Raw genomic sequence first — 18,194 nt, 5'->3', positions numbered from 1 at the left:
GCAGGGGCTGTCAGACAGCTCCTGGGGGATGCTGGAGCCAGAATCACTTGGCTGCTGCGTAGTCCTCAGCCGGCTTGTCGTTGGGGCTGGCGATGACCTTTTTCATGTTCTCGGACATCGGCAGGTTCAGCTTCACGCCTTTGGGCGGGATGGGGTTCAGAAACCACTTGGTGTAGAGCTTTTCCAGCTCACCGCTCTTGGCCAGCGCGACGATGGTGTCGTCAGCGGCTTTCTTGATGCCTGCGTCGTCCTTGCGGAACATGATGGCGATGGGCTCCACGCTCAGCGGCGCGCCAACGATCTTGAACTCGGCCGGGTTGGGCGAGTTGGCGATGTTGCCCGCCAGCAGCGAACCGTCCATCACGAAGGCGTCGGCGCGGCCTGACGACAGCAGCAGGAAGCTGTCTGCGTGGTCTTTGCCAAACACTTCCTTGAAGTCGATGCCACGGGCGCGTTCGTTCTTGCGCAGCGTCTGCACCGAGGTCGTGCCGGTGGTGGTCGCCACCGTCTTGCCATTCAGGTCGGCGATGCCGTTGATGCCCGAGCTGGCCTTGACCGCAACGCGCACTTCCTCGACGAAGGTGGTGTCGGCGAAGGCTACGTCTTTCTGGCGGGTCAGGTTGTTGGTGGTGGAACCACACTCGAGGTCCACGGTGCCGTTCTGCACCAGCGGGATGCGGTTCTGCGAGGTGACGGGCTGGTACTTGACCGTCAGCTTTTTGCCGACCTGTTTTTCGATGTTGTCGATGATGCGCTGGCAGATTTCGACGTGGTAGCCGGTGTACTTGCCGTCGCCCAGCGTGTAAGACAGGGCGCCGGACGAGTCGCGCACGCCCATGGTGATGGTGCCGGATTCCTTGACCTTGTCCAGGGTGGACGCAGGCTGGGCGATGGCCGAGGTGGCGGCCGCCAGCAGGGCAACAGTGAACAGGCTTTTCTGGAACATGGCAGTTCTCCTTGAAAGAATAAAACGGATCCGTGGGCAGAGTCAGGCTGCGAATGCAGCGCAGTATAGTGATGGGAGACGTCAGTTTCGCGCAAGGCCGCCTTCGGCCAGGGAAAGCCCCTGGTCAGACCGCTGAATCAGGGCCCCGCGCGCGATCGGCGTGAAACTGCGCGCGCCAGGCGTCAAAGGTGCCCGCGTCGAGTGCGTCGCGCATCTCCTGCATCAGGTTCAGGTAGTAGTGCAGGTTGTGCACGGTGGTCAGCATGGGGCCCAGCATCTCGCCGCAGCGGTCCAGGTGGTGCAGATAGGCGCGCGAGAATTGCGCGCAGGTGCTGCAGGTGCAGCTCAGGTCGATGGGGCGCTCGTCGGTCTTGTAGCGCGCATTGCGCAGGCGCAGATCGCCAAAGCGGGTGAACAGGTGGCCATTGCGCGCGTTGCGCGTGGGCATCACGCAGTCGAACATGTCCACGCCCTGCGACACGCCTTCGACCAGATCTTCGGGCGTGCCCACGCCCATCAGGTAGCGCGGTTTGTGCGCGGGCAGCTGGTGCGCGATGTGGGCCTGAATGCGCTGCATGTCCTCTTTGGGCTCGCCCACCGACAGGCCGCCGATGGCGTAGCCGGGCAGATCCAGCTCGGCCAGCCCGGCCAGCGAGGCGTCGCGCAGGCCCTCGAACATGCCGCCCTGGACGATGCCAAACAGCGCGTTGGGGTTCTCCAGCCGCGCGAATTCGTCCTGGCAGCGCTTGGCCCAGCGCAGGCTGAGTTCCATGCTGGCGCGTGCTTCGCGCTCGGTGGTGATCTGCCCTTTGGTTTCGTAGGGCGTGCACTCGTCGAACTGCATGACGATGTCCGAGTTGAGCACCGTCTGGATCTGCATGCTGGTTTCGGGCGTCAGGAAGAGCTTGTCGCCGTTGACGGGGCTGGCGAATTTCACGCCTTCTTCGCTGATCTTGCGCATGGCGCCCAGTGACCAGACCTGGAAACCGCCCGAATCGGTCAGGATGGGTTTGTCCCAGGCCTCGAAGCGGTGCAGGCCGCCGAACTGGCGCATCACGTCCAGCCCCGGACGCAGCCACAGATGAAAGGTGTTGCCCAGAATGATCTGCGCGTTCATGGCGCGCAGGCTGTCGGGCGCCACGCCCTTGACGGTGCCGTAAGTGCCTACCGGCATGAAAATGGGCGTCTGCACCACACCGTGGTTGAGCGTCAGCGTGCCGCGCCGCGCCTTGCCGTGGGTTTTGAGAAGCTGGAAGTTGAGCATGGCCAGAAAAAGGAGGTGAACTGCGCAAAAAAGGGGGCCGTGGCCCAGCAGCGCAGAAGTATCGCCGATCTTGGCCTCAGCCCGTGTTCCCCGCATTCACCCAGCCCCAGCGCTGCGCCAGTTCGGGCTGGTGGGCCAGCGGCAGGCTGATCTGCAGGGTGACGCTGGCGTCGAAAAGGCGCTCCAGAATCTGGCCGTCGAGCGCGGCGAGTTCGCGCTCGAAAGGGGCCAGGCGCGCGTAGTCCAGCCGCACCTGGCCCAGCGCCTGGGCGATCCAGGGCTGGCTGCCCGCCGCGTCCAGCGCCAGGCGCGCGGTGCCCGCGTAGGCGCGCACGAGGCCCCCGGTGCCCAGCTTGATGCCGCCAAAGTAGCGCACGACAGCGAGGGCGGTGTTGATGAGCTCGCGGCCTTCCAGCAGCTGCAGCACGGGTTTGCCGGCTGTGCCGCTGGGCTCGCCCGCGTCCGAAAAGCGCTGCTGCAGGCCTTGCGGGCTCAGGCGCCGCCAGGCGTGGGCGATGTGGCGCGCATCGGGGTACTGCGCCTGGACGCCGTCCAGGAAATCCTGCGTGGCCTGCGCGCTGTCGCAGGGCTGGACCAGCGCGATGAAGCGCGATTTGCTGATGATCTGCTGCGCCTGCGCAGCCTGCACCAGCACGCAGTGCGGCATGGCGGGGCGCGGCCGCTCAGGCGTGGTCGCGCAGCCAGCGGGCGGCGTCCAGCGCGAAATAGGTCAGTACGCCATCGGCGCCCGCGCGGCGGAAGGCCATCAGCGATTCCATCATCACCGCGTCGTGATCCAGCCAGCCGTTGGCGGCGGCGGCCTTGTGCATGGCGTATTCGCCGCTGACCTGGTAGGCGTAGGTCGGCACGGCAAAGGCGTCCTTGACGCGGCGCACCACGTCCAGATAGGGCATGCCCGGCTTGACCATGACCATGTCAGCGCCTTCGGCCAGGTCCTGGGCCACTTCGCGCAGGGCCTCGTCGCTGTTGGCCGGATCCATCTGGTAGGTTTTCTTGTCGCTTTTGCCCAAGTTGCCGCTACTGCCGACCGCATCGCGGAAGGGGCCGTAGTAGCTGCTGGCGAACTTGGCGCTGTAGGCCATGATGGCGGTGTGAATCTGCCCGGCGCCTTCCAGCGTCTGGCGGATGGCGCCGACGCGGCCGTCCATCATGTCGCTGGGCGCGACGATGTCGGCCCCGGCCTGCGCCTGCACCAGCGCCTGCTGGCGCAGCACAGCCAGGGTTTCGTCGTTCAGGACGTAGCCACTGGCGTCGATCAGGCCGTCCTGGCCGTGGCTGGTGTAGGGGTCCAGCGCCACGTCGGTCAGCAGGGCGATCTGGGGAAAGCGCTCCTTCACCGCGCGCAGCACGGTGGGCACCAGGCCTTCGGGGTTGAGCGCCTCGGCGCCGTCAGGCGTTTTGCGGCTGGCGTCGATCACGGGGAAGAGCGCCAGCACGTTCACGCCCAGTTCGGCGCAGCTTTCGGCCACGCGCAGCAGGCCGTCCAGGCTGTGGCGGCTGACGCCGGGCATGCTGGTCACGGGCTCGCTGCGGCCGCTGCCCTCCAGCACGAAAACGGGGTAGATGAGGTGATCGGCGCTCAGGCTGTTTTCGCGCGTCAGCGCACGCAGCGTGGGCGTGCGGCGCAGGCGGCGCGGGCGGGCGGCGGGGTAGAGAGCGGCGGCGGGAGCGGAAAAATCAGTCATGGCAGAAACTTGGGCAGAGATGACGGCATTATCGCGCTGGCCGCTGCGCAGCGTCAGTCCTCGCCCAGGAAGCCGCCGCTCTGGTGCGCCCACAGGCGCGCGTAAATGCCGCCCAGCGCCAGCAGGCTGGCGTGGTCGCCTTCCTCGGCGATGCGGCCTTCGTCGAGCACGATCAGGCGGTCCATGGCGGCGATGGTGGACAGGCGGTGCGCGATGGCGATCACCGTTTTGCCTTCCATGAGCTGGTCCAGGCTGGCCTGGATGGCGACTTCAACCTCGCTGTCCAGCGCGCTGGTGGCCTCGTCCAGCACCAGCACCGGCGCGTCCTTCAGAATGACGCGGGCGATGGCGATGCGCTGGCGCTGGCCGCCCGACAGCTTCACGCCGCGCTCGCCCACATGCGCGTCAAAGCCGGTGCGGCCCTTGGCGTCGGCCAGGTTGGGGATGAAGGCCGAGGCCTGCGCGCGCGCTGCGGCTTCGACCATCTCGGCCTCGCTGGCGTCCGGGCGGCCGTAGAGGATGTTGTCGCGCACCGAGCGGTGCAGCAGCGAAGTGTCCTGCGTGACCATGCCGATGTGCGCGCGCAGGCTGTCCTGGCTGACGGTGCGGATGTCCTGGCCGTCGATCAGGATGCGGCCGCTTTCGGGGTCGTAAAAGCGCAGCAGCAGGTTGACCAGCGTGGATTTGCCCGCGCCGGAGCGCCCGATCAGGCCGATTTTTTCGCCCGGGCGTATGGTCAGATCCAGGCCATCGACCACCGCCTGTTTGCCGCCGTAGGCGAAGGTCACGGCCTCGAAGCGGACCTCGCCGTGCGGCACGGTCAGGGGCTGGGCTTGGGGGGCATCGACCACGGTGTGCGGACGGCTCAGGGTGTTGATGCCGTCCTGCACGGTGCCGATGTTCTCGAACAGCGAGCTCATCTCCCACATCACCCAGTGCGACATGCCGTTCAGGCGCAGCGCCATGGCGGTTGCAGCGGCCACCGCGCCCACGCCCACAGCGCCTTGCCCCCACAGCGCCAGCGCCACACCGGCGGTTCCGGCGACCAGCGCGATGCTCAGGGCGTGGTTGACGACCTCGACTGCGCTGACCAGGCGCATCTGGCTGTGCGCGGTCTGCATGAATTCCTGCATGGCGCTTTTGGCGAAATCGGCCTCGCGGCGCGCGTGCGAGAACAGCTTCACCGTGGTGATGTTGGTGTAAGCGTCGGTGACGCGGCCCGTCATGAGCGAGCGCGCATCGGCCTGCGCGCGCCCCACACGGCCCAGGCGCGGGACGAAATAGGACAGCGCCAGCACATACAGCGTCAGCCAGAGGGCAAACGGCAGCACCAGCCACAGATCGAAACCGCCCAGCACCGCGACCAGAGTGACGAAGTAAATGGTGACGAAGACCAGGATGTCGCCCAGGATGAACCAGCAGTCGCGCACCGCCAGCGCCGTCTGCATCACCTTGGCGGCGACGCGTCCGGCGAACTCGTCCTGGTAAAAGCCCATACTCTGCGCCAGCATCAGGCGGTGGAAACGCCAGCGCAGCCGCATCGGAAAGTTGGCCGCCAGCACCTGGTGCTTGATCAGCGTGCCCAGCGCCACCAGCACCGTGCTGGCCAGCAGCAGCACCACAAGGCCGACCAGCGTGGCGCCCTTGTCGTCCCACAGCCTGGCGGGGTCCAGGTGGCCCAGCCAGTCGACCAGCTGGCCCATCAGCGCGAACAGCACGGCCTCGAACACGCCGACCAGTGCGGTGCACAGTGTCATGGCGGCCAGCCAGCGGCGGCTGCCTTTGGCGCAGTCCCATAAAAAGGCAAAAAAGCCCGTGGGAACGGGCTGCTGTTGGGCGCTGGTGAGCGGCGCATCGTCGGGGTATGGCCAGAGCTGTCGCTCGAAGGCCTGCCCCAGACGGCGGGCAAGGGCTGAAATCATGGTCTCTTCATTTGCGGGGGATGGCGAAGGATATTGTGATTCACCTGCTGGATGTCGCGATAACCGCACAAAGCCATGGTGACATCGAGCTCTTTGTGAATGATTTCCAGGGCTTTGGTCACCCCGGCCTCGCCCATGGCGCCCAGGCCGTACAGGAAAGCGCGGCCGATCATCGTGCCTTTGGCGCCCAGCGCCCAAGCCTTGAGCACGTCCTGGCCCGAGCGGATGCCGCTGTCCATCCAGACCTCGATGCGGTCGCCCACCGCCGAAACGATCTCCGGCAGGATCTCGATGGCGGGTGCCGCGCCGTCCAGCTGGCGGCCGCCGTGGTTGGAGACGATCAGCGCGTCGGCGCCGGAGTTGGCCGCCAGCACGGCGTCATCGGCGTCCAGAATGCCCTTGATGATGAGCTTGCCGCCCCACTGGTCCTTCACCCACTGCACGTCGTCCCAGTTCAGGCTGGGGTCGAACTGGTCGGCGGTCCAGCTGGACAGCGAGGACATGTTCTCCACGCCCGTGACGTGACCGACGATGTTGCGGAACTCGCGGCGCTGCGTTTTGGCCATGCCCAGGCACCAGCGCGGCTTGGTCGCCATGTTCAGGATGTTGCGCACCGTGAGCTTCGGGGGCGCGGACAGGCCGTTTTTCAGATCCTTGTGGCGCTGGCCCAGAATCTGCAGATCCAGCGTCAGCACCAGCGCCGAGCACTGCGCGGCTTTGGCGCGCTGGATCAGGCGCGACATGAAATCGCGGTCCTTCATCATGTACAGCTGGAACCAGAAGGGCTTTTGCGTGTACGAGGCCACGTCCTCGATCGAGCAGATGCTCATGGTGGACAGGCAGAAAGGCACGCCGAATTTTTCCGCGGCGCGCGCGGCCAGAATCTCGCCGTCGGCGTGCTGCATCCCTGTCAGGCCCGTGGGTGCCAGCGCCACCGGCATGCGCACCGGCAGGCCAACCATGGTAGTGGCCGTGCTGCGGTTCGTCATGTCCACGGCCACGCGCTGGCGCAGCTGGATGTCCTGGAAGGCGCTGGTGTTGCTGCGGTAGGTGTGCTCCGTCCACGAGCCCGAATCGGCGTAGTCGTAGAACATGCGCGGCACGCGGCGCTGGGCCAGGCGGCGCAGGTCTTCGATGTTGGTGATGGTCGGGTTGCAGCAGGGCAGCATGGAATGTCTCCTTGGGATGTTGTTGGAATGAAGTTATTCAGGCCGCTGCTTCAGGCCCCCGCCAGGCGCGCCTGGTGGCGGGCGATCTGCTCGCGCACGCGCACCGGGGCGGTGCCACCCACGACCTGGCGGGCGGACAGCGAGCCCTCCAGCGTCAGCACGGACAGCACGTCGTCGCCGACCTGCGGGTGCAGCGCTTTCAGGTCAGCCAGCGGCAGTTCGGCCAGGTCCAGGCCGCGTTCCATCGCCAGCTTGACGCCGTGCGCGACCACCTCGTGCGCGTCGCGGAAAGGCACACCGTGCTTGACCAGGTGGTCGGCCAGATCGGTCGCGGTGGCGTAGCCCTTGAGCGCCGCGCTGCGCATGGCCTCGGGCTGGACCGTCAGGCCCGGGTTTTTCGGATCGACATCGCCGGTCGCCGGATCGATGGCGCCGCCGACCATTTCGGCCATGATGCGCAGCGTGTCGCGCACCGTGTCCACGGTGTCGAACAGCGGCTCCTTGTCTTCCTGGTTGTCCTTGTTGTAGGCCAGCGGCTGACCCTTCATCAGGGTGATCAGGCCCATCAGGTGGCCCACCACGCGGCCCGATTTGCCGCGCGCCAGTTCGGCCACGTCGGGGTTGCGCTTCTGCGGCATGATCGAGCTGCCGGTGCAGTAGCGGTCGGACAGGTTGATGAAGGCGAAGTTCTGGCTCATCCACAGAACAATCTCTTCGGCCAGGCGCGACACGTGCACCATGACCAGCGAGCCAAAGGCGGTGAATTCGATGGCGAAATCGCGGTCGCTGACGGCGTCCAGACTGTTTTCGCACAGCGCATCAAAGCCCAGCTCGGCGGCGACGCTGGCGCGGTCCAGCGCGTAGCTGGTGCCCGCCAGAGCGGCCGCGCCCAGCGGCAGGCGGTTGACGCGCTTGCGCAGGTCGGCCAGGCGCTCGGCGTCACGCGCAAACATCTCGACATAAGCCAGCAGGTGGTGCGCAAAGCTGACCGGCTGCGCCACCTGCATGTGCGTGAAGCCCGGCAGGATCACGTCCACGCTGCGTTCGGCCACGCGCAGCAGCGCCAGCTGCATGGCCGCCAGCAGCGAGGCCAGGCCGTCGATCTCGTCGCGCAGCCACAGGCGGATGTCGGTGGCGACCTGGTCGTTGCGGCTGCGCCCGGTGTGCAGGCGCTTGCCCGCATCGCCCACGCGCTGCGTCAGCGCGGCTTCGATGTTGAGGTGGACGTCCTCCAGGATCAGCTTCCATTCGAAGCGACCGGCTTCGATCTCGGTGGCGATGTCGGCCAGACCGCGCTCGATGTCGGCCACGTCCTGGGCAGAAATCAGCCCCTGGCGGCCCAGCATGCGCGCGTGCGCCAGCGAGCCCCGGATGTCGGCGCGCCACAGGCGCTGGTCGAAGCCGACGCTGGCGGTGTAGCGCTGGACGAGCTCGCTCATGGGTTCGGAAAACAGCGCGGACCAGCCTTGGTCCTTGCGCTGCAGCTGGCTGTCAGAAGATGCGTTCATGGTTCTCGGGGGCGTTGTACGTTGTGCGTGATTCGGGCGGATCTTCAACCAGGCAGGCCGTCCACCCAGTCCTGCTGGCGGCGCATGTGCGCCAGTTTGTCGATGCGGCCGTGGCGGATCTCGGTCAGCGTGCGCTGAAGATCGCCCAGCGTCAGCGGTTCGCGGCGCGGCGCCGTCCAGCACCAGCCGATCACGTCCAGCACTTCGTCACACAGGCTCGGGGCCATTTCGGCGAAGGCCTGCGGATCGACGGGCAGGGCGCGCAGTTCGCGACCCCGCCAGCGCAGCCAGGCCATGGCGATGGCCAGCATCACCAGCGTCCAGACCAGCACCACCGCGCCCCACAGATAAGGGCTGGCGCGCTGCAGTAAGCGGGTGATCTGGCCGTCCATGGCCTGTATCGTGTCGTAAGTCAGGCTGCTGCCCAGCGCCAGAAGTTCGCGGGCGACCCAGTACCACAGCGCCGCAAGAACAGCCACGCCGATCAGGGCAAAGGCGCGGTGCGGCAGCGCCTGGCGGTTGATCTGCGCGCGCAGTCGCTGGCTGTCGGTCCGGACCTGATCAACGGCCAGGTTTTCAGGTTTCGCATCGGGATCGGTCATGGCGGGGAAGCCGTCGCGGCGCAGTATTGGTCAGACCATTCTAGCCGCAGCCCGCCGCGACTCAAGCCCCCCGCTAAAATTCGTCAGCATCCCGGACACACCATGCCCTCGTCACCTTCACCCGCTGCCGCGCTCTACCGCCCCGCCCTGGCGCAGGCGACGGGCCTGCTGCGCGCGCTGGCGCTGACGCTGGGCAGCAGCGTGCTGGCCCTGCTGGCCATGGCGGACGGGCGGCCCACGCTGGACGTTCTGGCCGCCAGCGGCTTCGCGCTGTGGCGCATCCTGGTCGGCACGCTGCTGGTCTGGCTGGGGCTGGCCGCCAGCCAGCGCCTGTGGCCGGCCTGGCCGCCCCGGGTGCGCTGGGGCGGGCTGCTGCTGCTGTGCGCGCTGGTGGCGCTGGGGGTGGACACGGCGGGGGGCCTGATCCAGATTCCGCCGCAGCCCCTGCTGGCTGTGGCACTGGCCTGGGCCTGGGCGACGCCGCTGGCGCTGTGGCAGGACGCTGCCCTGCGCGTGCAGCCGCCGCTGGAAGCGCAGCGCCGCCTGGACGAGCTGCAGGCGCGCATCCGGCCGCACTTTCTGTTTAACACGCTCAACAGCGCGCTGGCGCTGGTCACGCTGGACCCGCCGCGCGCCGAGCGCGTGCTGGAAGACCTGTCCGACCTGATCCGCGCCACGCTGGACCAGCCCGCCAGCGCTGTCACCCTGGCCGACGAGCTGCGTCTGGGCCACCAGTATCTGGACATCGAAACCCTGCGCTTTGGCGACGGCCGCTTGCGGGTTCAGTGGACGGTCGACGAATCTGTCACCCACGCCCGCCTGCCCGCGCTGACGCTGCAGCCGCTGCTGGAAAACGCCGTGCGCCACGGCGTCGATCCCGATCCGGCGGGGGGGGAGATCCGGGTTCAGGTGCGTCGCCACCTGGGCGCAGCCGAGGTGCTGATCCGCAACTCGCGGCCCGACCCGGCGCTGCCTGCGCCGCCCCCCGGGCGCGGCATGGCGCTGGACAATGTGCGCCAGCGCCTGCGCCTGATGCACGACCTGGCTGCTGCGCTGGACGTGCGTCAGGCCGCCGATCACTTTGAAGTGCGGCTGGTGCTGCCGCTGGACGCATGAGCGCCGCGCCCGCTTCTACCGCCCCCGCTGCCGCCGCGCCCGTTGCGCTGCTGGTGGACGACGAACCGCTGGCCCGCGCCCGTCTGGCCCACCTGCTGAGCGAGGCCCAGCCCGGCCTGCGCCTGATCGAAGCCGCCAGTGCGCACGAGGCCCAGAGCCTGCTGGGCGAGCCTGGGCTGGCGCTGATCTTCCTGGACATCCACATGCCGGGGCTGGATGGCATGAGCTGGCTGGCGCAGATGACCCCGATGTCGCCTGAACTTCGCCCGGCCGTGGTGCTGGTCAGCGCCGACCCGGCCCAGGCGCTGCGCGCTTTCGAGCTGGACGCGCTGGACTATCTGACCAAGCCCGTGCGCCGCGAACGCCTGGCGCAGTGTCTGGACAAATGGCGCCGCCAGATCGCCGGGGCTGCCGTGCCCCGGCCGGCCGATGGGGCGGGCGATCTGCAGGTGCTGCTGCAGGACAGCCAGCGCGTGCTGCGCCTGCCGCTGGCCGAGGTGCTGTACTGGCGCGCCGACAGCAAGCTGCTGGAGTTGCAGACCACCACCGCGCGTCATCTGCTGGACGGCAGCCTGCAGGCCTGGCAGGACCACCTGGGCGACCGCGTGCTGCGCGTGCACCGCAACATGCTGGTGCCGGTGCATGCGCTGCGTCAGCTCAAGGCCAGTTCGCAGGGCTGGATCCTGCAGATTCAGGCGGGCACTGCGCCCGCCTGCTGGGTGCCGGTGTCGCGCCGCCAGCTCGCGGCGGTCAAGGCAGCGCTGGGCGCGTCCTGAAGGCGGCCTGCGGGGGGAGGGGGTTCAGCCGCCGCGCACCTGCGCCAGAATCTGCTGCAGGTTGAGCGTGCGGGCGCGCTCCTGCATCTGCGGCAGGTATTCGCTGCGCAGGCTCTGCGCGCTGGCCGTCATGTCACTGAAAGCGGCTTTCAGCGACGCCCCATCCAGCTGGCGCCCGCCCGCGTAATAGCGCCAGGCGACGTGGCCCAGCGCGTAGGTGCTCACAAACGACATCGCCGAACTGGCCGTCTGCTGGCCCACGCCCCGGCCCAGTTTGCCGCCCAGCGAACCCAGCAGGCCGCCCAGCAGCTTGCGCCCGAACTGCTCGACGTATTGCGAGGTCAGCCCCACACCCACCGTGGCCAGGAAATCCTTGATGTGGCCGCGATCCATCTCGTAGCCGTGCGCCTGGCCCACGCGGTACACCAGCCGCGTCTGCAGGGGAATGATGGCCATGCTGGCCAGGGTTTCGGGCAGCAGTTCCAGCGCCCCGTTCAATATGGAAGCGTTCAGGATCATGCTGCGCAGCTCGGTGGCGGGCAGGCTGCTGGGCCGCTCGCCGCTGCTGGCGGGCTGCGGCGAGCGGCCCGCATCGCCCGTCCCTGTGGCGTCGCTGCCCGCCCCCGTCTGCGGGGCGAGCACCAGCGGCCAGGGGCCGTCCAGTGGCGCGTCGGCCAGCGCCGCCTGCTGGGCCACGGCGTGGGCGGGCGCTGTGGCATCGCTATTCAGGCCCAGCGCGCTGGCCAGACGCTGCAGAAAATCGGCCTCGGCGGGCGAGGTGCTGCCGTCGGCTTCGCACACGCCCAGCGCCATTTCGTAAGCGAGCTGGCGCTGGCTGGCGTCGCCCAGCTGCGCGGCGCAGGCGGCCAGGTCGGCGCGGCCCAGCAGCACGTCCTGCATCAGGGGCATGACGTCGATGGGCTGTTCGCCCTGGCCGGACAGGCTCTGGGCAATGCGGCGAATGTGTTCGCGCTCGGGCGTGTTCTGGCCCGCGTCGGCAAAAGCCGCCATCAGGCACAGGGTGAGCAGGGCGCGTTGCTGGTCGTGGGTCATGGCTTGGGGCTCCGGGGGGTGGACAGTTGCCAGTATGACCCCGCCGATGCGCGGGGGTTCAGCCCCGGGCTTCGGTTTTGCCTGCCCCTGATTGCGGCAAGGCCGCAGGGCCTCGCGCATAATCGCGCCATGTTCCACCTGATCGCCAGATTGTTCTCTGGCCCCGCATCATGAGCGATACCCGCCAGCGCATCGAGCAGCTCGTCACCGAAAACCCCGTCGTCCTGTTCATGAAAGGCAGCGCGCAGTTTCCGCTGTGCGGCTTTTCCGGCCGCGCCATCCAGCTGCTGAAATCGGCCGGCATCCAGAAAGTCGTCACCGTCAACGTGCTGGAAGACGACGCCATCCGCCAGGGCATCAAGGATTACGCCAACTGGCCGACCATTCCGCAGCTGTACGTCAACGGCGAGTTCATCGGCGGCTCGGACATCATGATGGAGATGTTTGAAAGCGGCGAACTGCAGGCGCTGGCTGAAAAAGTCCAGTCCTGATGCCATGAACCGGCCCGCGCCCGCGCCCGAGCCCGCACACAAGGCGGCCGTCCTGATCGGCCGTTTCCAGCCCTTTCACCGGGGACACGGCCAGTTGCTGGAGCACGCTCTGGCGCTGGCCGACCGGGTGGTCGTGGTCATAGGCAGCGCCCACCAGGCGCGCACGGCCAAGAACCCGTGGTCGTGGTCCGAGCGCGCCGAGCTGATCCGTCTGGCGCTGCCCGAAGCGCAGCGCGAGCGGGTGCTCTTCCTGCCGGTGCGCGACTATTACAACAACGCCCGCTGGACGCAGGCCGTGCGCAGCGGCGTGGCCGCTTGCCTGGCCGATGCGGGCGTGGCAGTCGATGAAGCGCAGGGCGGCATCGCGCTGGTCGGCCACTTCAAAGACGCCAGCAGCCAGTATCTGGCGCAGTTCCCCGGCTGGGTGTTGCACCCGGTGGCGCGCAGCATAGACATCGACGCTACGGCCATCCGCGCCAGCTATTTTGACGCCGCGCAGGTGGCGCCGGGCGTGTGCCGCACCGATCATCCGGCCTTCGCGGCGCGGCTGCAGGCGGCGCTGGCGGCCTGCGCCGATACGCTGCATGACAGCACGCGCGAGTTCCTGCGCGCCTGGACGCACCGGCCCGATTACACCCGGCTCGCCGCCGAGTGGGAGATGCTGCGCGAGTATCAGCTCTCCTGGTCCGGCGCGCCCTGGCCACCGGTTTTCGTGACGGTGGACGTGCTGGTGCGCTGCGACGACGCCGTGCTGCTGGTGCAGCGCGGCCAGGCGCCGGGGCAGGGGCTGTGGGCGCTGCCCGGCGGTTTCATCGACCCGCGCGAAACCACCTGGCAGTCGGCCCTGCGCGAACTGCGCGAAGAGACGGGCCTTGAGCGCAGCATTGACGACTGGCGCGCCGCCCACCGCGGCCAGGCGGTGTTCGATCACCCCGACCGCAGCCTGCGCGGGCGCACCATCACGCACGCCTTCTATTTCGATCTGGGCGCCGGGCCGCGCCCGCTGGTCGAAGGCGCCGACGACGCCGCGCTGGCGCGCTGGATGCCCGTCGCCAGCCTGCCCGCGCTGGAAGCGCATTTTCTGGACGACCATTTCCACATGCTCGACCACTTTCTGGGCCTGACACCGCCAGACGATGCTAGAATTTTGACCGCAGTGGGGGGGTAGCTCAGCTGGGAGAGCGCGTCGTTCGCAATGACGAGGTCGGGAGTTCGATCCTCCTCCTCTCCACCATACACAAGGGCTCGGAAATTCTCCGGGCCCTTTTTCTTGCCTGAAATCCCCGCGCCACGCGGGGTTCCGGCAATCAGTGCTGCGGGTGACCAACCGCCGAAATGCCTGAAATCGGCCACTTTCCCCGCCAGAGCCGTCTCTATTCTCCGTTTGGCCTGCGGGTAGGCGCAGATGCAGGTCTAGCGAAATCAACAACTTACGCGCGCCGGTTCATCGTCAACCAAGGTCACCAGAGCACCGGATCGACCACTCACATTACCCTTGTGTCCATCAAGATCGATGACGAAGGGGTCGAAAATGGTGACGAGGGAAGAACTCTACGAATTGGTATGGTCGACGCCAATGATCAAGGTTGCCGAGAAGTTCGAGGTCTCGGGAAGTTACCTCGCCCGAGTGTGCACTGAGCTTCGCGTGCCCCGTCCTGAACGCGGCTACTGGGCCAAGTTGGCCGTGGGCAAGGCGCCGCAGCGGCCGGCGCTACCAGAGCCGCTGCCGGGTGATCCCGTGGTGTGGTCGCGCGCCGACGGATTACCGGCACCGGCAATGCCGAAGCCGCGCCTGGCGTCCACGCCTCGCATTCCACGTCCAGCCCGGCCCGTCGTTGGCATTCATGGCTTGATCCGGGGCGCTAAGACCCGCTTCCTGGCAGGCCGCAAGGTCGATGATGAAGTCCATCTGAAGCCCTACAAGAAACTGTTGGTCGACATCACCGCATCTCGTTCCGGGATTGACAAGGCATTGGACTTTGCCAATGACCTGTTCAATGCCCTCGAGTCTGCAGGCCACCGCGTGGTGATTGCGCCGCCGGACGCTCAGTTTCGCCGGGAGCACATCGACGAGAAGGAAGTGCCGCCAAAGAAAGAGCCCCGATACGACCCATACGGGTACAACCGTCCCTGGTCCCCCTTTCGGCCGACGGTCGTCTATGTCGACTCGATTGCCTTCGGGCTGGCGGTCATTGAGATGACAGAGTCAGTCGAGATGCGGTACGTCAATGGCAAGTACATCCGTGAATCGGAGCACGTGCCCCCAAAGACCAGGCGCAACGTCGACCACACATGGACGACCACTCGAGATCTGCCGTCCGGTCGCATGCGACTGGTCGTCTACTCACCATACCGCAGCGTTTCCTGGTCGGCCCCATATCACGAGACCAAGGCTCGAACTCTGACACAGGACATTCCTCAGATCGTGACGTCCATCGAGCGGGAAGTCGCACCCATGATCGAAAAAATGCAAGAGGCGGAGCGCCAGGCGGAAATCTGGCGGCTGGAGCGACTTGCAGAGGAAGAACGTCGTCGACAGGAAGATGACCGGCGCCGCATCGCGCTGTCAGTGAAAGAGAGCCGGGAGCAGCTCGAACAAGTCATACAGGCCTGGTCGAAGGTCATCCGCCTTGAAGAGTTCTTCCGAGGCGTCGAAGATCGGGCCCAGCCCCTTCCGGCGTCGGAACGTCGGGCTGTCCTTGAACGACTCCGACTCGCCCGGGAGTTCGTCGGCACCCAGGATCCCCTGGACTTCTTTCGAGGGTGGAAGACCCCGCTCGAACGTTACGTGCCGCTATCCAAGCGATCACCAGAGACGCAGCCCACGCAGGGTGACGACGATGATGACGAAAACTTTGATGAAGCGGGCTGGTGACCTCCGGTTCGGATCATCGATCAAACCCTGCCACCACCTCCCGCTGCGCCACCCAGTCGGTCGGCAGCGGATTCCGCTGGAACCACAGCAGGCTCATGCACTTGGGCTGCTGCCCGGCCAGGATGCTCTGGATGATGGCGGGCTCTAGAAGGGTTAGCCGCAGCAGTTCGTTGACCGTCGAGTGGTGCAGGCCTTCGCGCTGGGCGATGTCGCTGCCGCTGCCGACCACGCCATCGTCGAGCAGTTGCTGCCAGTAGAAGGCCCGCGTCAGCGCCACCAGCAGGGGTTGGTCGATCTGGGTGGCGACCATGCCCGGCGACTCGACCACCCCATCCGGCCGCACCACCACCTTGCTGGCGCCGCGCTTTCTGATCTTCAGCGGGATGAAGGTGGACAGCTTGACTTGGCCGCCATCCCGGCGTTCGCTGGCGATTGCTGCCCCCAATGGCTGCACTTTCGGCTTCATGCCTCCACCTCCTGCTGCTCCCACTCCTGCAATTCCGCGCCGATGGTGCCGGGCATCAGTTCCCCGGCCAGTTCCTGCCAGCCCTGATCGCGCCAGATGATTTCCAGCCCGCCGTCGGCAATCACCACGCGCTCGATCAGCAACTGCGCCATTCGACACTGTTCGGCGGGGAACAGCTGTTGCCACAGGCCCGCCAGATTTCGCATCGGAAGCACGACCTCAGGCTCCGACAGGTCTGGGCGGGCTGTCCGAATCCGATCCTACACCGACTGCACGATGTGCGGCGCTGACAGCGCCGCCACGATTTGCTGCGTCACCAATTCCTCAATGGGCACCGCTGGCAACGGCCCGTGGCTGCTGGCCCAGGCGCCGAAGCGCCGGTGCTTGTTCGGCGTGTAGTAGCGGTAAGTCTTGCCCTTCTTGACCGTGTAGCTGGGCACCAGCCGTTCGCCATCGGGTGAGAACAGCAGGCCGCGCAGCAGCACCGGTTCGCGGATGCGGTCGTTGGTCTCGCGCCGCCGCTCGATGCCATCGGTGGCGATTAGCGCGTGAACCGCATCCCACTGTGCCTGGGTGATGATGGCCTGGTGCTGTCCGGGGAAGCTCTGCCCCTTGTGGACGATCTCGCCCAGGTACATCCGGTTGTGTAGCATCTTGTAGATGGTCTGCTTGGTGAAGGGCTTGCCTCCCTTGGTGACCATGCCTTGCGCGCCGTAGGTCTTGGCCATCAGGGTGGCCGAGCGCACGGTCACAAAGTCATCGAAGATTCGGCGCACCAGCTTGGCTTCTGTTTCATTCACCATGAGCAGCCGATCCCGAACGTCGTACCCCAGCGGCAGCGGCCCGCCCATCCACATCCCCTTGGCCTTGCTGGCCGCGATCTTGTCGCGGATGCGCTCGCCGGTCACTTCCCGTTCGAATTGCGCGAAGGACAGCAGCACGTTGAGCATCAACCGGCCCATCGAGGTGGCCGAGTTGATCTGCTGCGTGACCGCGCTGAAGCTGACCCGGTGGCGGTCGAACACATCGACCATCCGCGCAAAATCCGCCAGCGAGCGTGATAGCCGGTCGATCTTGTAGACGACCACGATGTCGACCTTGCCCATCTGGATGTCCGCCATCAGGCGGCGCAGGGCGGGCCGCTCCATGTTGCCGCCAGAGAAACCGCCATCGTCGTAATCATCGGCCACCGCGATCCAGCCCTCGTGGCTCTGGCTCTTGATGAAGGCGTGCCCAGCTTCCTTCTGGGCATCGATGGAATTGAAGGACTGATCCAGCCGTTCGTCGCTGGAGACACGGCAATACACCGCGCAGCGTTTCGGTGGCACAAGCAGGGGCGCGTTCATTGACCATCTCCCTTGCCGCCCCGCAGACCAAAAAACTTCGGCCCATTCCAGCGGGTGCCGGTAATGTGGCGGGCCGCCGCCGACAGGCTCTTGAATACCTGGCCATCCAGGGCATACAGGCCATCGGGCGTGACCGTCACGCGGTACTCGCGCTCGTTCCATTCCCGAATCAGCGTGGTGCCGGGCATCAGCAGGGTTTGCGCGCTGCGACCGGCGGCGGACTTGATCTTGGAATGCCTGGCACCGGCCTCAACCAGCATCTTGCGGATGTTGGTGGGCAGCGCGCCGTAGGTCAGCTCCTGGATGCGGTAGGCCAGACGCGATTCGACGTAATTACGATTGCGGTGGCTGGGCAGCCGGGGAAAGTGCTGATCCCACAGCGCCCAGAGCTCGGCCATGGGCAGGGATGGCAGCGCGGCCAGCTGGGTCGAGATGGGCGTGGCCTGGATACCCGTGTTCTTGTTATCTGTCATTGCACAAAATCCTGTTGTTGAGACAGGTCCATGAACGCGCTGTGGCGACCAGAAGCCAAGTCAAACCGCGCTCTGTTCGGGGTCGTCGACTTGCCCTGTCGCTACATCGAAACGCTCGCCCAGCAGCGTCTGCGGTTTGCCGGTACGCCGGTCCTTAATACCCAAGATGTAGATCTCGCCGTCCCACACCCCGCAGGCCACGTCGGTGTCGGTGGCTGTGGCAGGCATCAACCAGCCGGTGATGCCGTTGGGCAACTGCAACAGGTCTTCCATCTCGTGGATAGGCCAGCGCATGGCCTCCTGGTAGTGGTCGGCAAACTCCAGCAGTTGCTGGGGCACGTCCGGGAAGTTCTCCTGGCTGAGGATGGGAATCCAGACCAGCGGCTGGCCGCTGGCAAACCAGCCTTGCACGCGCTGCTCGACTTCGGGGTTGTAGTGCTGCAGGCGTTCTGACCTTGTCCCTGAAAAACGTATCCCTTGT

General features: G+C 66.6%; 17 protein-coding genes, 1 tRNA gene and 1 pseudogene. 6 read left to right on the top strand and 13 right to left on the bottom strand.

The annotated features are described in order from the left end of the window. Positions 1-43: 43 nt before the first annotated feature. The 8 genes from RV045_RS09335 to RV045_RS09300 all read right to left on the bottom strand — a co-directional run bounded on the left by RV045_RS09335 (position 44) and on the right by RV045_RS09300 (position 9,117). Positions 44-946: a transporter substrate-binding domain-containing protein gene (locus RV045_RS09335; protein WP_423235515.1), complete on the bottom strand. Its 903-nt coding sequence runs from the start codon at positions 944-946 to the stop codon at positions 44-46. 124 nt (positions 947-1,070) lie between these two features. Continuing rightward, a complete protein-coding gene (tgt, locus tag RV045_RS09330) occupies positions 1,071-2,210 on the bottom strand; it encodes a tRNA guanosine(34) transglycosylase Tgt (RefSeq protein WP_423235575.1) in 1,140 nt (379 codons plus the stop codon). Positions 2,211-2,286: 76 nt separating this feature from the next. After that, positions 2,287-2,877, bottom strand: a complete 591-nt coding sequence (locus RV045_RS09325) for an IMPACT family protein (protein WP_423235514.1) — start codon at positions 2,875-2,877, stop codon at positions 2,287-2,289. A gap of 16 nt (positions 2,878-2,893) precedes the next feature. Further along, on the bottom strand, positions 2,894-3,916 hold the full coding sequence (gene hemB / locus RV045_RS09320; protein ID WP_423235513.1) for a porphobilinogen synthase: 1,023 nt from the start codon (positions 3,914-3,916) through the stop codon (positions 2,894-2,896). Positions 3,917-3,969: 53 nt separating this feature from the next. Continuing rightward, positions 3,970-5,838, bottom strand: coding sequence for an ABC transporter ATP-binding protein (locus RV045_RS09315; RefSeq protein ID WP_423235512.1), 1,869 nt, complete (start codon positions 5,836-5,838; stop codon positions 3,970-3,972). Continuing rightward, positions 5,835-7,007 (bottom strand): alpha-hydroxy acid oxidase, encoded by a 1,173-nt coding sequence (locus RV045_RS09310; protein ID WP_423235511.1) that lies wholly within the window; start codon positions 7,005-7,007, stop codon positions 5,835-5,837. The genes RV045_RS09315 and RV045_RS09310 overlap by 4 nt, the downstream gene beginning before the upstream one ends. A gap of 50 nt (positions 7,008-7,057) precedes the next feature. Next, complete coding sequence (gene argH, locus RV045_RS09305; protein WP_423235510.1) at positions 7,058-8,515, bottom strand: argininosuccinate lyase; 1,458 nt, start codon at positions 8,513-8,515, stop codon at positions 7,058-7,060. 44 nt (positions 8,516-8,559) lie between these two features. Continuing rightward, a complete protein-coding gene (locus tag RV045_RS09300; protein WP_423235509.1) occupies positions 8,560-9,117 on the bottom strand; it encodes a hypothetical protein in 558 nt (185 codons plus the stop codon). Positions 9,118-9,219: 102 nt separating this feature from the next. On the opposite strand from RV045_RS09300, the gene RV045_RS09295 reads away from it, so the two are divergent. Then, positions 9,220-10,233 (top strand): sensor histidine kinase, encoded by a 1,014-nt coding sequence (locus tag RV045_RS09295; protein WP_423235508.1) that lies wholly within the window; start codon positions 9,220-9,222, stop codon positions 10,231-10,233. Then, positions 10,230-11,009: a LytR/AlgR family response regulator transcription factor gene (locus RV045_RS09290; protein WP_423235507.1), complete on the top strand. Its 780-nt coding sequence runs from the start codon at positions 10,230-10,232 to the stop codon at positions 11,007-11,009. Before RV045_RS09295 ends, RV045_RS09290 begins: the two co-directional genes overlap by 4 nt. Positions 11,010-11,033: 24 nt before the next feature. Here the strand turns inward: RV045_RS09290 and RV045_RS09285 are convergent, their stop codons facing one another. Next, positions 11,034-12,182, bottom strand: a complete 1,149-nt coding sequence (locus RV045_RS09285) for a DUF533 domain-containing protein (RefSeq protein WP_423235506.1) — start codon at positions 12,180-12,182, stop codon at positions 11,034-11,036. Between the two features lie 50 nt (positions 12,183-12,232). Between RV045_RS09285 and grxD the strand changes: the two genes are divergently transcribed. From grxD to RV045_RS09265, 4 genes are all read left to right on the top strand, one after another. Next, positions 12,233-12,553, top strand: coding sequence for a Grx4 family monothiol glutaredoxin (gene grxD / locus RV045_RS09280; protein WP_423235505.1), 321 nt, complete (start codon positions 12,233-12,235; stop codon positions 12,551-12,553). A 4-nt stretch (positions 12,554-12,557) separates the two neighbouring features. After that, complete coding sequence (locus RV045_RS09275; RefSeq protein WP_423235504.1) at positions 12,558-13,721, top strand: bifunctional nicotinamide-nucleotide adenylyltransferase/Nudix hydroxylase; 1,164 nt, start codon at positions 12,558-12,560, stop codon at positions 13,719-13,721. Continuing rightward, positions 13,712-13,787 (top strand) — tRNA-Ala (locus RV045_RS09270). Before RV045_RS09275 ends, RV045_RS09270 begins: the two co-directional genes overlap by 10 nt. Positions 13,788-14,084: 297 nt before the next feature. Beyond that, positions 14,085-15,428 carry a hypothetical protein gene (locus tag RV045_RS09265; protein WP_423235503.1) on the top strand — a complete coding sequence of 448 codons (1,344 nt, stop codon included), beginning with the start codon at positions 14,085-14,087 and terminating at the stop codon, positions 15,426-15,428. A 13-nt stretch (positions 15,429-15,441) separates the two neighbouring features. Here RV045_RS09265 and RV045_RS09260 read toward each other — a convergent pair whose 3' ends face one another. The 4 genes and pseudogenes from RV045_RS09260 to RV045_RS09245 form a co-directional block, all read right to left on the bottom strand. Further along, positions 15,442-15,894, bottom strand: a complete 453-nt coding sequence (locus tag RV045_RS09260; RefSeq protein WP_423235502.1) for a hypothetical protein — start codon at positions 15,892-15,894, stop codon at positions 15,442-15,444. Further along, a pseudogene (locus tag RV045_RS09255) lies at positions 15,891-17,240 on the bottom strand (recombinase family protein). Before RV045_RS09255 ends, RV045_RS09260 begins: the two are co-directional and overlap by 4 nt. Beyond that, entirely contained in the window at positions 17,237-17,713 is a 477-nt protein-coding gene (locus RV045_RS09250) for a DUF2924 domain-containing protein (protein WP_423235501.1), read from the bottom strand. Before RV045_RS09250 ends, RV045_RS09255 begins: the two are co-directional and overlap by 4 nt. Before the next feature lie 60 nt (positions 17,714-17,773). Beyond that, positions 17,774-18,194: hypothetical protein (locus tag RV045_RS09245; protein WP_423235500.1), on the bottom strand; the 421-nt coding region annotated here is incomplete at its 5' end.

Origin of the sequence: Amphibiibacter pelophylacis (assembly GCF_037688875.1) — a bacterium.
Taxonomy (GTDB): Bacteria; Pseudomonadota; Gammaproteobacteria; order Burkholderiales; family Burkholderiaceae_C; genus Amphibiibacter; species Amphibiibacter pelophylacis.
Note: the sequence above shows the minus strand (reverse complement) of the source record. Positions and strands in the feature narration are given on the sequence as shown.

Bases quoted from the DNA above. Each gene is read 5' to 3' on its own strand.
- RV045_RS09265 (WP_423235503.1), top strand. From the start codon at position 14,085: ATGGTGACGAGGGAAGAACTCTACGAATTGGTATGGTCGACGCCAATG.
- RV045_RS09260 (WP_423235502.1), bottom strand. From the start codon at position 15,894: ATGAAGCCGAAAGTGCAGCCATTGGGGGCAGCAATCGCCAGCGAACGC.
- argH (WP_423235510.1), bottom strand. From the start codon at position 8,515: ATGAACGCATCTTCTGACAGCCAGCTGCAGCGCAAGGACCAAGGCTGG.
- RV045_RS09250 (WP_423235501.1), bottom strand. From the start codon at position 17,713: ATGACAGATAACAAGAACACGGGTATCCAGGCCACGCCCATCTCGACC.
- RV045_RS09285 (WP_423235506.1), bottom strand. From the start codon at position 12,182: ATGCGCGAGGCCCTGCGGCCTTGCCGCAATCAGGGGCAGGCAAAACCG.
- RV045_RS09325 (WP_423235514.1), bottom strand. From the start codon at position 2,877: ATGCCGCACTGCGTGCTGGTGCAGGCTGCGCAGGCGCAGCAGATCATC.
- RV045_RS09310 (WP_423235511.1), bottom strand. From the start codon at position 7,007: ATGCTGCCCTGCTGCAACCCGACCATCACCAACATCGAAGACCTGCGC.
- RV045_RS09290 (WP_423235507.1), top strand. From the start codon at position 10,230: ATGAGCGCCGCGCCCGCTTCTACCGCCCCCGCTGCCGCCGCGCCCGTT.
- tgt (WP_423235575.1), bottom strand. From the start codon at position 2,210: ATGCTCAACTTCCAGCTTCTCAAAACCCACGGCAAGGCGCGGCGCGGC.
- RV045_RS09335 (WP_423235515.1), bottom strand. From the start codon at position 946: ATGTTCCAGAAAAGCCTGTTCACTGTTGCCCTGCTGGCGGCCGCCACC.
- hemB (WP_423235513.1), bottom strand. From the start codon at position 3,916: ATGACTGATTTTTCCGCTCCCGCCGCCGCTCTCTACCCCGCCGCCCGC.
- RV045_RS09275 (WP_423235504.1), top strand. From the start codon at position 12,558: ATGAACCGGCCCGCGCCCGCGCCCGAGCCCGCACACAAGGCGGCCGTC.
- RV045_RS09300 (WP_423235509.1), bottom strand. From the start codon at position 9,117: ATGACCGATCCCGATGCGAAACCTGAAAACCTGGCCGTTGATCAGGTC.
- grxD (WP_423235505.1), top strand. From the start codon at position 12,233: ATGAGCGATACCCGCCAGCGCATCGAGCAGCTCGTCACCGAAAACCCC.
- RV045_RS09295 (WP_423235508.1), top strand. From the start codon at position 9,220: ATGCCCTCGTCACCTTCACCCGCTGCCGCGCTCTACCGCCCCGCCCTG.
- RV045_RS09315 (WP_423235512.1), bottom strand. From the start codon at position 5,838: ATGATTTCAGCCCTTGCCCGCCGTCTGGGGCAGGCCTTCGAGCGACAG.